The organism is Actinoallomurus sp. CA-150999 (assembly GCF_050942425.1).
GTDB lineage: Bacteria > Actinomycetota > Actinomycetes > Streptosporangiales > Streptosporangiaceae > Actinoallomurus.
This window is the reverse complement of the sequence record NZ_CP192063.1, coordinates 9,539,136-9,552,602: the sequence shown is the minus strand read 5'-3', so window position 1 is coordinate 9,552,602 and position 13,467 is coordinate 9,539,136. Positions and strand designations below refer to the sequence as shown.

Genomic DNA, 13,467 nt, shown 5'->3' with positions numbered 1-13,467 from the left:
GTCCAGGCGCCGCGGACAGCGGATTCGTCGAACACGCCCTGGCGGCCTCCCGATCGCTCACGAGGCGGGTGGGAGCGCCGGTCAGGAGGGGAAGCCGGCGATGGCGCGCACGCTGTCGACCGTGTCGGCCTCGGCGGCGGACTTGTCCGGCCGGTGGCGGAGCACCCGGGCGAACCGCAGCGCCATCCCGCCGGGATACCGCGGGCTGCGCTGCACGCCGTCGAAGGCGATCTCGACGACGAGCTCGGGCCGTACGTGGACGGTGAACTCGTCGCGGTGCGACTCCAGCGCGAGCAGGCGCTCCGTCTGCCAGGCGAGCATCTCGTCGGTCAGACCCTTGAAGGTCTTGCCCAGCATCACGAACCCGCCGGTCTCGGGGTCGCGGGCGCCGAGGTGCAGGTTGGACAGCTTGCCGCGGCGGCGGCCGTGACCCCATTCGACGGCCAGGACGACCAGATCCAGCGTGTGGCGGGGCTTCACCTTGATCCACCCGGCGCCACGACGGCCGGCGGTGTAGGGGGTGTCGAGCGACTTGACCAGCACGCCTTCGTGGCCGTGGGCCAGGGCGTCGCGGAAGAACGCGCCGGCCTCGTCGACGGACGCCGTGACGATCCGCGGCATGCGCAGCGGCTCGGGGACCACCCGCGAGAGAGCCTCGTCGCGCTTCTCACCCGGCAGGTCGATCAGATCCTCGCCGTCGAGGTGGAGCACGTCGAACAGGAACACCGACAGCGGCACGGCCTGCTCGGAGCCCGGCCGTACGCCGTGGCTGGCGACGCGGGCGGAGGTGACCTGGAACGGGTGGGGCCGGCCGTCGTCGCGCAGCGCGATCAGCTCGCCGTCGAAGACGGCCGTCCGTACGGGCAGCGCGCCGAGGGCGGTGACGGTCTCGGGGAGCCGGGTGGTGATGTCGTCCAGGGTGCGGGTGAACAGGCGGACCTCGCCCTCGGACACGTGCGCCTGGACCCGGATGCCGTCGAGCTTCCACTCGACGGCCGCGGGGCTGACCTTCTCCAGCGCCGCCTCGACGGACGGCGCGCTGGCGGCGAGCATCGGCTTGACCGGGCGCCCGACCTCCAGCCCGAACGCCCGGAGCCCGGCGCTGCCCTCGGTCAGGGCGGTCGCGGCGACCGCGCCGAGCGAGCCGCGGAACATCACGGCCCGGCGCACCTCGGCGGCGGGCACGTCGGCGGCGGCGGCGATCGCGTCGGCCATCACACCGTCGAGCGCGCCCTGCCGAAGCTCGCCGGACAGCAGGCGGAGGAGGAAACTCTGCTCGGAGGCCGTCGCGTGGGAGAACAATTCCCCCACCAGGTGTCGCCGGGTGGTGACGGAACCCTTACCTGAAACGGCGCCGATCGTGGTGAACGCGGCGTCGACCTCGGCGACGGTCAGGGCCGCCTCCGCCGCCGCGGGCGGCCGGTCGCGAAGGGTCGCCCAGCCCACGCCGATCTGGCGTTGTGGCAGCTCACCGGAGAGGTAGGCCACCGCGATCGCGGTCTCGCCCGGGTCGGCGTCACGCAGGCAGGCGGCGAGTAGCTCGATCTTCGCCCGCCGTCCGGAGGTCGCGCCCACGGCCCGTGAGGTCTCGGTGATCTCGCTCAACAGCACATTCCATTCTGACTCCTGCGACCGACAATCGGGGGAGCCCGTCTTGGAGGCACCGGCGGCCGGGTTCCGGCAGCCGGTGGAGACGGGGTACCGGCGGCCGGTCACGGCGGCCGGAGGAGGCGGAGGTACCGGTTTCCGGTGTCGGAGGCCGGTGGAGGCGGAGGTGGCGGTGGCCGGTGTCGGCGAGCGGAGGAGGCGAGGAACGCGACCATGACATATGACTCTGGTTTCGGGAGGGAATCGCCGGTTACGGTCGCATCGAGCCGACATCCCGGGCCGCCCGGGGAACAGGAGTGGGAGGAAGGGTTGGGACCGCCGCAGGGTTCGGGACTCCCGCGGCTACCGGAGCCGTTCCACAGGGTGTACTCACCCCCGGAGGCGCCGAGGGCCGAGAGCCGTCGTCCGCGCGCGGCCGGTCTCGTGGTCGCCGCGTTCGTCGCGCTGGCGGTGGGCCTGGCGGCCACAGCCGTCTTCGTGTTCGGCCGCTGGGGAGGCCGGCCGGAGGCGTCGCCGTCACGGTCGCATCCGGCCACGACCGGGTCCCGGGCGGCCGACACGCCGCGCAGGGCGGCGCAGCCGCCGGTGTTCGCGACGCTGCCGTCGGCGTGCGGGATCCTGCCCGCCGACACCGTACGGCGGCTGGTCCCGACGACCACGCCGAAGATCGACAGGATGGGCGCCGAGACGGCCGGCGTCTGCAAGTACTCCTTTACCGAAGGGCGCACCTTCCGCGCCGTACAGGTCGACGCGCGGGCCTTCCTGCCCAAGTACATGCACGATCAGGCCACCGGCATGACGACGTGGTCGTTCGAGGCGCAGTGGAAGCAGGCGGAGAAGGACCTGACCGCCGACACGAGTTCGCTGCGCCGGATCGGCGGCCTCGGTGACGCGGCGTTCGAGCGATACTGGATCGACCGGGACGTCCGGATCGCGGTCGGAGAGGCGACCGTGCGCTACCGCAACGTCGTCCTGCGCGTGCAGTACACCGAGGAGCAACCGGCGGACAAGGACCGGTCCGCGAGCGAGCAGCGCTGCCTGACCAACGCGATCGCCGCCGCCCGCGCGGGGCTCACATCTCTTCGCTGACCTCTATCTTCGGTAGATCAGACGGTTCTCTTCGGTAAACCCGACGGCCCTCTGGAATATCCGTACGGCCGCATGCGATGAAACCCTACGTGCCCGGTTTCCCCGGGCAGGTGCGGCCCGTTCCCTGCGGGCGCGCGCCCCGGCGGCCCCGGGTCGTCTCTCGGCCGGTACCCCTGGTGACCTTCGATGGTCCGCTGCCCGGTCTGTCCCCTGCCTTCGACCCCCCTTTCTTGATTCCCTCATGAGCATCGCCACTGTCGTTCCCGCACGCGTCGTCCAACCCTTCAACCTCGTCCGCCGCCAGACACAGCCGCAGACGGCGCTGGTCGCCCGGCTCACGGCGACGGCTGTCGCCGCCTACCTCGTCGCCTGCGTGCTCCCCATGACGAGCGCCCGGCCGACCCTGGCCCCGCTGACGGCCCTCCTCGTCCTGCAGGTCACGCTGTACCGGACGGTGCGCATGGCCGTCCAGCGCATCGGCAGCGTCGTCGGCGGCGTGCTGATCGCCGTCCTGCTCGCCAAGGTCGTCGGCTTCACCTGGTGGAGCCTCGGCCTGGCCATCGCGGCGGCGCTCATGCTCGGATTCGCGCTGCGCCTCGGCGACCAGGTGCTGGAGGTCGCGATCAGCGCGATGCTGATCCTCTCCCTGCCCAGCAACTTCAACGCCGCCGACCGGGTGGTCGAGACCCTGATCGGGGCGGGCACCGGGCTGATCGCCGGCCTCATCCTGTCTCCGCTGCGGGTCCAGCCCGCGGAGGAGGCGGTTCAGGACCTGAGCCGGCGGATGGCCGAACTGCTCGATCGGATGGCGGTGGGACTGCGCGGCGAGCCGTCCCGCGACCAGGCGTGCGACTGGCTTCGGCGGTCCCGGGAACTCGGCCGGGAGATCGGCCGGGTGCGCCGGGCGCTGGAGGACGCCGAGGACAGCATCAAGCTCAACCCCCGGGCGGTCGGTCTCGTCCACGCCGGCGTCGTCCTGAGCACCGGTCTGGAGTCGCTGGAGCACTTCCAGGTCTACCTGCGGGGACTCGCCCGCGCCGTCGTGGACGGGATGCGGGCCGGTGACCCGGTGTACGGGCGGCACGGCCACGAGGCGGTCGGCGCCGCCCTGGACGACCTCGCGGACGCGATCCGGGCCTACGGTCACATGGTCCGCTGCGAGGTGGCCGGGGATCCGGACTACGCGGAGAAGGAGCTCACGAGGGCGCTGGCGGCGGCCGAGCGCCATCGGGACGACGTCGCGGGGATCCTCCAGAACCTTCCCGTCGACGACGCGGTCGAGTGGGCGCTCCGCGGTGCCCTGCTCGTCCACCTGGACCAGCTCATCAACCAGCTCCGCGTCGAGCACCGGGCGCGGCAGCGCGAACGCTGGCCGCGCCGACGCCCGTCGCGCAGGCACCGGCCCGCGGACCGGCGGCCCGGCGACCGGCAGCCCCGGAAGCGGCAGGCCGGGGAGCGCCAGAGCCGGGAGCGGCGGCCTGGCGACCGGGAGGCTCGAGACCGGCAGCTTGGCGATCGGCAGGCCCGGGACCGGCGGCCTGGCGATCGGCAGGCCGGGGAGCGGTGCCTCTCGGCGTGAGTGGACGCAGGGGTGGCCACCAATCGGCGCGGTATATTCGCCCGAAGGGTAATCCAGTGCGATTTGCCGCCTTGTGGATGATTCGCCACCTGCCTTGATCGTCGGGTCGGTTGCTTGATTTCGGCGCTGTCTCCCCGTCGGGCGTATATGTCGGTTGTCTGCTGCGACTTATGGTCGGGTATGAAAAGCGACGGATGCGTCGCAAGTCCTCGCGCCCTCTGGTCGTCGACGCCGGGTCGGAGACGTCTCGGCAGGTCACAGGCGTCTCCGCGAGTGCGGAGAAATCCACTTAACGCGGCCGAGAGCGACTGAGCATGGTCTTTCCTGAAATGGTCGGGCGGCCGATCGCACTAAGCGTCCGCATCTCACCGTAATCATTTGATCAAGAGCATAGAGACATTGGTCGCGGTGTCGGTGATGCGGGAATGAGGGGGGCGGTGGCGATGCCGGCAGCCAGGGAAGCAGTCCAGGCTGCCGCTGACATCAAGGGGGTACTCATGAGGGTCGAAACCCTGACCCTGACAACCGCTTCAGCGGCCGCACTGGCGATCGGGCTTGCTTCACCCGCTCTGGGCGCGTCTTACACCGGTGCGCACGCGGCGCTGCACCATCGGGTGCAGCACGTTGCCGTCCACACGGGAGCCCGCCAGGCGCTGATTCCTGCGGGTGCGCACAAGCTGTCCCTGGTTCGCCGGGACGGTGACGGTGATGGCGACGGTGATGGCGACGGCGACCGCGACGGCGATCTCCGCCAGCACCACTGCGACGGTGACTTCTGCGGCGGCTTGCGCCACCGCCACCGCCATTTCAGCGGCGCCGGTCCCTTCGCGTTCGGTGACTCGGGCTGTGACGGCGAGCACTGTGGCGATGGCGACGCCGTCTCCGGCGATGAGTCGGCAGGCGGCTGCTGCGCCGAAGAGGAGCACAAGGCGGCACCGGAGAAGGAGCACGCACGGCCCATGCACATGCGCGCCCAGGTGAGGGCGGTCCCATCCGGGGCCGTACACGCCGGGTTCGGTGGTGGCCAGGGAGCGAACGTGCCGCTGGGCGTCGCCGGGCTCTCCCTGATCCTGGGTGGCACGGGTCTTCTTGCCCGCCGGCGGATCCGGACCGGTGCCCGTTCGTAGCCGATCATCACGATCACGTGGCGGCCGTCTCCGCGGCGGGGCGGCCGCCGGGTTGATCGCGGCGGGCGCGGCGGTCCTGTGGTTCGACGCGTGTGAGAGCCCGGGACCGCCGCGACCCGATCGGCATGCCGCCCGGTCGGGCGCCGCGGTCGGTCCGTCGGCAGGGCCGGCCCTCGGGGCCTCCGTACCGCTCCGCTTGGACGTCCCGAAGATCGGGATCCACGCGTCACTGCTCCAGGTCGGCCTCGACCACGACGGATCCGTCGCCGTACCGCCGCTGTCGCGCGCGCATCTGGCCGGCTGGTACGACAAGGGCCCGTCGCCGGGGGAACGCGGACCCGCCGTGCTCGTCGGCCACGTCGACAGCAAGAAGGGTCCGGCCGTGTTCTACCGGCTCGGCAGCCTGCGTCCCGGCGACACTGTGGAGGTGACCCGTAGGGACGGCGTGGTCGCGACGTTCACCGTCGACTCGGTCGAACGGGTGTCCAAGAAGCACTTTCCGACGCAACGCGTCTACGGCGATCTCGGGTTCGCCGGGCTCCGTCTGATCACGTGCGGTGGCGACTTCGACGGTCACAGCTACCTCGACAACACGATCGTGTACGCCCATCTCGCCGCGGGTCGGCGGAAGGGCGCATCCCCGGCGAGCGGGTCCGAGGCGCCCTCGCCCGCCGGATCGGCTGCGCAGAAGCCGTGACGTTTTCCCGGAGAGGGGGGATGCTTGGCGTAGTGATGCCGGTCCCGACCAGCCGGGAGGTCGATAAATGCGAATTTCGGAGATTCTCCGTGCGAAGGGCGGGGACGTCGCCACGATCGCTCCACACGAGAGCGTACGGCGGCTGCTCGCGTTGCTCGCGGAGCACAACATCGGTGCCGTCGTCGTGTCCAGCGACCACAACACGATCGAGGGCATCGTCTCGGAGCGTGACATCGTCCGGCGGCTGGGCGAGCAGGGCGCGGAGCTGCTGGACGCTCCGGTGTCGACGATCATGACCACGCCGGTGCGCACGTGTGCGCCCACCGACGACGTGGACGGCCTGCGGGGCATCATGACGGAGCACCGCATCCGTCACCTCCCCGTCGTACGCGACGGGAGCCTCGTCGGGATCGTCAGCATCGGCGACGTCGTGAAGAGCACGATCGCCGAGCTTGAGACCGAACGCGAACAGCTCGTCGACTACATCAAACGCTGAACCCGCCGTACGGCGGGGCACCGGTCCCCGGACCCGGCCAGGTGCGGGCACGATGAACGTGTGAGCGTTCAGTCTTTGACCCTGCATTCGATGGACGGCGTCCGGATCGACGCCGGCCACCTGCCCGGCCCGGACGGCCTGTGCCTGGTCCTCGCGCACGGGTTCACCGGCGCGTGGCGGCAACCGACCACGCGGCGGATCGCCGCCGTGCTCAACAAGGTCGGCGGCGTCATCGCGATCGACCTTCGCGGCCACGGGCGGTCCGGCGGCCGGTCCACGGTCGGCGACCGGGAGATCCTCGACGTCGACGCAGCCGTCCGCCATGCCCGTCACCTCGGATACGAGCGCGTCGGGCTCGTCGGCTTCTCGATGGGCGGGGCCGTCGTGGTCCGCCACGCGGCCCTGCACGGAGGAGTGAACGCGGTCGTCGCGGTGAGCGCCCCGGCCCGGTGGTACTACCGCGACACCAAGCCGATGCGCCGCGTCCACTGGGCCATCGAGCGGCGATCGGGCCGCCTGGCCGCCCGCGTCGTCAGGCGGACACGGATCGCCGGTGGCGCCTGGGCGAAGGTGCCGGAGGCGCCGCACGAGGTCGCGGAGCGCATCGCGCCGACACCGCTCCTCATCGTGCACGGCGACCAGGACCCGTTCCTGCCGGTCGACCACGCCGAACAGCTGTACGGCGCGGCTCGCGACCCGCGCGAGCTGTGGATCGAACCCGGCTACGGCCACGCCGAGAGCGCCGCGACCCCGGCGCTGATCCACCGGATCGGAGCATGGGCCGCCTCCCGGACGGCCGCCGTCGAATAAGGTTGCCCCCCGTGCGGGTGGTGGTGACAGGGGCGGCCGGGTTCATCGGCGGCCATGTGGCGGAGGCGATGGCCCAGGCGGGCCATGAGGTGCTCGCCGTCGACGCCCTCCACCGGTCCGCCGCGCCGGACGCCGCACGGGACACCTGGGCGTGCCTGGCCGACCGGGCCGGCGTCACCCTCGTCGAGACCGACCTGGCAACCGACGACCTGACCAAGCTCGCCGACGCCGACGCGGTCGTCCACCTGGCCGGCCGGCCCGGAGTGCGCACGTCCTGGGGCGCCGGAGCCTCGGTCGCCGAGCGCGACAACGTCACCGCGACCCGGCGGCTGCTCGCCGCCTGCGGGGCCGCGGCACCCGGCCGCCGCCCACGCGTGATGATCGCGTCGAGCTCGTCGGTGTACGGTTCCGCCGATGCCCGCCCGCACCGTGAGGACGACCCGCCGCGTCCCGCCAGCCCGTACGCGACGACGAAGGTCGCCGTCGAACGCCTCGCCGCGCGGGCGGCGGAGGAGGGCCTGCGGACCGTGACCCTGCGCTACTTCTCGGTGTACGGCCCACGGCAGCGCCCCGACATGGCCTTCCACCGGTTCATCGAGGCGGCGCGGGCCGGCCGGCCCCTGCCGGTCTTCGGCGACGGCGGTCAGTCACGCGCCTTCACCCACGTCGCCGACGTGACCGCCGCGACCCTCGCCGCGGCCACCGCCGACCTCCCGCCCGGGACCGTGCTCAACGTCGGGCACCCGGAGTCCGTCACCGTCCGGGACGCCATCGCCCTGCTGGCCGGACTGCTGGGCGTACGGCCGCAGGTGCGCGAGCAGGCCCCGGCGGCCGGGGACGCGGCGCGCACGTGGGCCGATACGACGAAGGCCGGGCGCCTGCTGGGCTGGTCCGCGCGGATCGGACTGGCCGAGGGCCTGGCCGACCAGGTCCGCTGGCACCACGAGCGTCGTACGGAGCCCGCCGCGTGAGCGTTGAAGGGTCCGCGGTGGTCTGCGGTGTCCGCGCCGCGTACTTCGCCTTCGACCGCTTCCCGTCGAGCAAGGGGTCGGCCGTGCACATCGGCCACATGGCGGCCGAGCTGTTCGCCCGTTTCGACGGCGGACTGCTCGGCGTGCTCGGCGGTGGAGGCCTGCCGCGCTACCAACGGGAGCCCGGCGGCGTCGAGATCGCCCGCTTCGGCGAGCAGATCCCGAACCTGCTCGACCGCGCGGAGGCGTACTCCCGGTGGGTCGCCGCACACCTCGAACCCCACCGGGCGACCCTGCGGATCTGCCACGTCCGCGACCCGTGGAGCGCGCTGCCCGTGGTCACCCTCCCCGATCGGGCATATCGCGTCGTCTACGAGGTCAACGGCCTGCCCTCGGTGGAGCTGACGCACACCCGGCCGTCGGTGACGCCCGCCACGCTGGCCAAGATCGCTGACCTCGAACGCGTCTGCCTGGACCGCGCCGACGCGGTCGTCGTGCCCTCACGGGTCATCGCGTCGGCCCTGTCCCGCCGGGGCGTGCCGGAGACGAAGCTCCACCTGGTGCCGAACGGCGCCGACGTACGGGACACGACGGCGCGCCCGGACGGGGCGCCCGACCGGTACCTCATCTACGTCGGGGCCATCCAGCCGTGGCAGGGCGTCGACGTGCTGCTCCGGGCGTTCGCGCGGCTCGCGGACCTGACCGACCTGCGGCTCGTCGTCTGCTCGTCCGTGCCCGAACGCCGTGCCCGGCCGCTGCGCCGTCTCGCCGAACGCCTCGGCGTCGCGGACCGTATCGTCTGGCGGTTCACGCTCCCGCACCCGGAGGTCGCCGCCTGGCTGGCCGGCGCGGCCGTCTCCGTCGCGCCGCTCACCGGCTGCGCCCGCAACCTCGACCAGGGCTGCGCGCCCCTGAAGATCCTGGAGTCCATGGCCGCGGGCGTCCCCGTGGTCGCCTCCGACCTGCCCGCCGTACGCGAGCTGATGACCGACGGCGAACACGGCCGGCTGGTCCCCGCCGACCGCCCCGCCGAGCTGGCCCGCGCGCTCCGCGTCCTGCTGGAGTACCCGGACGCCGCCCGCGCCATGGGCGACCGCGGCCGCAATCGCATCATGGCCGACTTCACCTGGACCGCCTCCCGCTCCCGCCTGGCCGACGTGTACGACCTGGTGACCGATCGGGGAACGCACCCGACAGCGCTGTAGCGAGTTGCCGCCGCAGGGTCACGCCGGCCGACGACTCCGGCGTACGACCTGTCGTGGCACTTACGGCCTATGGCGGGTCATGTCCGGTTGATAGGGTCCGGCCATGTTCTGGCGGAAGACACGGACGGCGATCGAAGGGTTTCACCCGGTTCACCAGGGGCTCATCTGGCAGCGCACCGCATCCGTCACGCTTCCGCCGGCCGAGTGGAACGCCGTGGTGACCAGCCTCGCCCAGCATGAGGGCACCGTGAAGCGGCGCAAGTGGCGTCTGCCGGACCGGACGGTGACCGTGCTGGTGCCGCTGATCCGGGTGCTGTGCGAAGACGTCGCGCCGGACGGCCTCGTCGGCGTCACCGCCGACCTTCGCGGGCCCAAGGTGCCCGGCAAGGCCGGGCCGAGCCAGCGGTTGCCGGCCCGGCGGCCCATCCGGAGCATCACCGAGTGGTTCGCGCTGGACCCGTGGCTCGCGGTGCGGGCGGTCCTGCATGACGGCAGCGTCCTCGAGCTGACCGTCACCGATCGGGTCCGCTACCGCAAGATCCACAAGGTCAACCCGCGTGGGAAGCACAAGACGAAGACCAAGACGAAGACGGTGCAGCGGATCACCGCGAGGCGGACGCTGCCGCCCGGCACGGAGGCGCGGCGGCCGGACACCCCGCCGCCGCCCTGGATCGCGGTGCGCGTCAAGTCCGGCAAGCGGACGGTGATCAGTTCGACGATGAAGGTCGCCCCCGCACCGGCCGAGGTGGACATGCTCCAGTGGATCCTGGCGGTGGCGACCGAGCCGTTCCGGTGGACGCCGCCGGCGACGACGGCGAGGAGGACCGCGTGAACCCCTGCGCCGTGACGACCGGCTTCTTCCTGCTCGGCCGGTGCGGGCGGCCGCCGGTCACCGTCTGCCGCTGCGGCCGGCCGATTTGCGCCGAGCACGTCGACCCGCAGGGGCTGTGCCCCGAGTGCGCCGCCGCGCAGGCCTACGCGGACCCCTTCCACCCGGGGTGGGCGCGCGGCTACCGCCGCCGGTACTACGAGCAGAGCTCCGGGCAGTACAGCGACCCGATCTGGTACTCGCAGTTCGACTCATACGACCGCGGCCAGTTCGATGACGGCTTCGACGTCGGCGGGGACACCGGTGACGACGGCGGGTTCGACGTCGGCGGTGACGACGGGAACGACTGGGTCGACAGCTGATGCGCGTTCTGTGGATCACCGAGCACTACCCGCCGAGCCGCGGCGGCATGGCCGAGTCCTGCGACCGCATCGTGCGGGGACTGCGCCGGGCGGGCGTGGAGGTCGACGTGGCGCACCTGACGCGCCGGTCGCGACCGTGGCGAGTGGATCGTGAGGCGGGCGGCCGGCTGCTGGTGGTTCCGCTGGAGGACAATCCCGAGCACGCGCTGCGCCGGCTGTGGACCGAGCTGACCGGCGAGGAGTACACCCACGTCGTCGCGTTCGGCGGCACGTACGCCGTGCTCGGCGCCCCGGTCCTGGCGGCCTGGCTCGGCGCGCCGCTGGTCACGCTGCTGCGCGGCAACGACTTCGACACCGGCGTCTTCTCGCTGCGCCGCCGGGAGGCGCTGCTGACGGCGCTGCGCGGCTCCGCTCGCGTCTGCGTGGTCGCCCGCTCCCACGCTCCGCTGGTGTCCGCGCTCGTCCCGGAGACCGCCGTGACCTGGGTGGCCAACAGCGTCGACCCCGCGAGCTGGGAGATCCTGCCCTCCGAGCGCGCCCGCGCGCGGGACTGGCGGGCGGCCCACGTCGAGCCCGGCCGCCGCGTGATCGGGCTGATCGGGCAGCTGAAGAACAAGAAGGGCGTCGGATTCCTGCTCGACGCGCTGCTCGCCTCCGGCCACGCTCCGGCGTTCCACCTGCTCCTCGTCGGCGAGGTCGAGGACGGGGTGGCGGCCCGCCTGGACGCCGTGGCCCACACGCGGATGCCGTTCCAGGACCGGTACGACCTGCCGGGCGTCTACGCGGCCTGCGACCTGGTCGCGCTCCCGTCCTTCTACGACGGGCTGCCGAACGTCGCCCTGGAGGCGGCGGCGCTCGGCGTGCCGCTGCTGGCCTCGGACGCCGGCGGCCTGGCCGACGTGGCGGACGAGGAGATCGGCTTCACCTTCCGGGCGGGTGACGCCCACGGCTGCCGCGCGGCCGTGGACCGAGCGGCCCGTGCCACGGACGAGCGGCTGGCCAAGCTGGGGGCGGCCGCGGGCGAACGCGTCCACCGGGACTTCACCCCCGAGGCCGAGACGGCCGGATACCTGGCGGTGCTGACCGAGACCGCACGACGGGCCTGACCCGAATGCGCAGGGTGAAGCCCCGCCGGTTCAGGCGGCCGCGGGACCTGCGGGCCGTCGCCGGGCCGGTGGCCCGGCGTTGATCGTCTGCTACGCGCACGGCGGCGGGCTGGGGCATCTCACCCGGATCCGGGCCTACCTCCACACCCGCGGATTGTGTGCGGAAAAAGTTATGATCCTCACCGGCTCCCCGTTCGCCGGCGATCCGCGGGTCCTGTCCGGGCACCGGGTCCTTTCCGCGCCCGCCGGGCTGGACCGGGACGAGCTCACCCGGTGGGTGCGGGCGACCCTCGCCGCGCTGCGTCCGCGCGAGCTGGTCGTGGACGCCTTCCCGGCCGGGCTGTCCGGCGAGCTGAGCGCCGCCGCCGTTCCGCCCGGCATCCGCGTCGTCCACCTCGCCCGCCTGCTGCGCTGGGACGCCTACCGGCCGCTGCTGCCGCCGGAACCGCTGACGTTCGCCCGGACCTGGCTGGTGGAGCCGGTCGGCGGTGCCCATCGCGCGTACCTCGACGCGGTGTCGTCGGGGGTCGCGACCCTGACGCTGGCCGACCCACCGGAGCCGCGCCCCGCCGTCCCGGTCGAGCCCGGCGGCTGGCTCATCGTCCACTCCGGGCCCGCGGACGAGCAGACCCAGCTCGTGGCGTACGCGCAGGACATCGCGGCGATCGAGGGCGCACGGCCGTACCTCACGCTCGTGTCGCCGAGCCGCCCGGACGCCCTGCCGCCGGAGGTCGCGCACCGCGACGTCTATCCGGCGTGGCCGCTGTTCGCCGAGGCCGACCGGATCATCACCGCGGCGGGCTGCAACGCCGTACGGCAGCTCGCCCGATGGCGGGAACGGCACCGGATGCTGCCGTTCCCGCGCCGTTTCGACGACCAGTACGCGCGCGCCGCCCGCGCCCGCGGCGGGCCGGTCAGCCGCTGAACGCGATGTGGGAGCCGGTGACGCGGAGCTCGATGCCCTTGTCGGTGACCGACAGGCTCTGGAACGTCAGGCCGAGTGGCAGCCCGTCGACCGGCACGGTGAAGTCGAGGTCCTGGTCGAGGTCGGCGAGGGAGAAGCCCTCGGCCGACAGGGGGTGGACGCGGATCTGGTTCCGGCCGACCTTGGTGACCTGCCAGACGACCGTGCCGGAGGCGATGCCGAAGTCGACGTCGCCCTTCACCTTGTCGGGTCCGTCCGCGGAGAACTTCACCCCCGGTTGATCGGACACCTTGGCCAGATCGCCGAAGGCGATGGTCGCGGTGCCGTCCACCCGGCCGAGGGTGCCCTTGCGGAACCCCGAGCCGACGCGTACGTCGCGTACGTCACCGTCGATGCGGCTGATGGTGATCGGCCCCTCGCGTACGTTGCGTGCGGTCATGTGGGCGTGCGGGAAGTGCCGGTCCAGGACCTGGGTCACGAACGGGAAGCCGTAGATCGTCACGTCGGGACGGGTGCCGAAGCCCTGCTTCTGGACCTCACCGGCGATGCGGCTCTCGGCGTACGCGGCCGCGAACCGGTCCGAGACCACCAGGAGGCCGAGCAATACAAGAACGATCACCGATGCGACGATCCACGGTCGCCGTCGGCGCCGCCTCGGCGGGC

Annotated in this window: 14 protein-coding genes; 11 read left to right on the top strand and 3 right to left on the bottom strand. The window is 72.7% G+C overall.

The window, feature by feature from the left end:
- Nucleotides 1-81: 81 nt before the first annotated feature.
- Complete coding sequence (locus ACQP2O_RS43850) at nucleotides 82-1,611, bottom strand: ATP-dependent DNA ligase (protein ID WP_433175155.1); 1,530 nt, start codon at nucleotides 1,609-1,611, stop codon at nucleotides 82-84.
- Nucleotides 1,612-1,971: 360 nt separating this feature from the next.
- Here ACQP2O_RS43850 and ACQP2O_RS43845 point away from each other — a divergent pair, with 360 nt between their 5' ends.
- A complete protein-coding gene (locus tag ACQP2O_RS43845; protein WP_433175153.1) occupies nucleotides 1,972-2,697 on the top strand; it encodes a hypothetical protein in 726 nt (241 codons plus the stop codon).
- Between the two features lie 241 nt (nucleotides 2,698-2,938).
- On the top strand, nucleotides 2,939-4,276 hold the full coding sequence (locus tag ACQP2O_RS43840; protein ID WP_433175152.1) for an FUSC family protein: 1,338 nt from the start codon (nucleotides 2,939-2,941) through the stop codon (nucleotides 4,274-4,276).
- Between the two features lie 560 nt (nucleotides 4,277-4,836).
- On the opposite strand, the gene ACQP2O_RS43835 is transcribed toward ACQP2O_RS43840, so the two are convergent.
- Nucleotides 4,837-5,202 carry a hypothetical protein gene (locus ACQP2O_RS43835; RefSeq protein ID WP_433175151.1) on the bottom strand — a complete coding sequence of 122 codons (366 nt, stop codon included), beginning with the start codon at nucleotides 5,200-5,202 and terminating at the stop codon, nucleotides 4,837-4,839.
- A 148-nt stretch (nucleotides 5,203-5,350) separates the two neighbouring features.
- On the opposite strand from ACQP2O_RS43835, the gene ACQP2O_RS43830 reads away from it, so the two are divergent.
- The 9 genes from ACQP2O_RS43830 to ACQP2O_RS43790 all read left to right on the top strand — a co-directional run bounded on the left by ACQP2O_RS43830 (nucleotide 5,351) and on the right by ACQP2O_RS43790 (nucleotide 12,804).
- Complete coding sequence (locus ACQP2O_RS43830) at nucleotides 5,351-6,100, top strand: class F sortase (RefSeq protein WP_433175150.1); 750 nt, start codon at nucleotides 5,351-5,353, stop codon at nucleotides 6,098-6,100.
- A gap of 67 nt (nucleotides 6,101-6,167) precedes the next feature.
- Entirely contained in the window at nucleotides 6,168-6,596 is a 429-nt protein-coding gene (locus ACQP2O_RS43825) for a CBS domain-containing protein (protein ID WP_433175148.1), read from the top strand.
- A 90-nt stretch (nucleotides 6,597-6,686) separates the two neighbouring features.
- A complete protein-coding gene (locus ACQP2O_RS43820; RefSeq protein WP_433191349.1) occupies nucleotides 6,687-7,406 on the top strand; it encodes an alpha/beta hydrolase in 720 nt (239 codons plus the stop codon).
- Nucleotides 7,407-7,417: 11 nt separating this feature from the next.
- Nucleotides 7,418-8,377, top strand: a complete 960-nt coding sequence (locus ACQP2O_RS43815) for an NAD-dependent epimerase/dehydratase family protein (RefSeq protein ID WP_433175147.1) — start codon at nucleotides 7,418-7,420, stop codon at nucleotides 8,375-8,377.
- Complete coding sequence (locus tag ACQP2O_RS43810; protein ID WP_433175146.1) at nucleotides 8,374-9,582, top strand: glycosyltransferase family 4 protein; 1,209 nt, start codon at nucleotides 8,374-8,376, stop codon at nucleotides 9,580-9,582. Before ACQP2O_RS43815 ends, ACQP2O_RS43810 begins: the two co-directional genes overlap by 4 nt.
- A gap of 103 nt (nucleotides 9,583-9,685) precedes the next feature.
- Nucleotides 9,686-10,414, top strand: coding sequence for a hypothetical protein (locus tag ACQP2O_RS43805; protein ID WP_433175145.1), 729 nt, complete (start codon nucleotides 9,686-9,688; stop codon nucleotides 10,412-10,414).
- Nucleotides 10,411-10,773, top strand: coding sequence for a hypothetical protein (locus ACQP2O_RS43800; RefSeq protein WP_433175144.1), 363 nt, complete (start codon nucleotides 10,411-10,413; stop codon nucleotides 10,771-10,773). Before ACQP2O_RS43805 ends, ACQP2O_RS43800 begins: the two co-directional genes overlap by 4 nt.
- Nucleotides 10,773-11,879, top strand: coding sequence for a glycosyltransferase family 4 protein (locus tag ACQP2O_RS43795; protein WP_433175142.1), 1,107 nt, complete (start codon nucleotides 10,773-10,775; stop codon nucleotides 11,877-11,879). Before ACQP2O_RS43800 ends, ACQP2O_RS43795 begins: the two co-directional genes overlap by 1 nt.
- 172 nt (nucleotides 11,880-12,051) lie before the next feature.
- Complete coding sequence (locus ACQP2O_RS43790; protein WP_433175141.1) at nucleotides 12,052-12,804, top strand: hypothetical protein; 753 nt, start codon at nucleotides 12,052-12,054, stop codon at nucleotides 12,802-12,804.
- Here ACQP2O_RS43790 and ACQP2O_RS43785 read toward each other — a convergent pair.
- Nucleotides 12,794-13,423, bottom strand: a complete 630-nt coding sequence (locus ACQP2O_RS43785) for an LmeA family phospholipid-binding protein (protein ID WP_433175140.1) — start codon at nucleotides 13,421-13,423, stop codon at nucleotides 12,794-12,796. The genes ACQP2O_RS43790 and ACQP2O_RS43785 overlap by 11 nt on opposite strands.
- Nucleotides 13,424-13,467 lie beyond the last annotated feature (44 nt).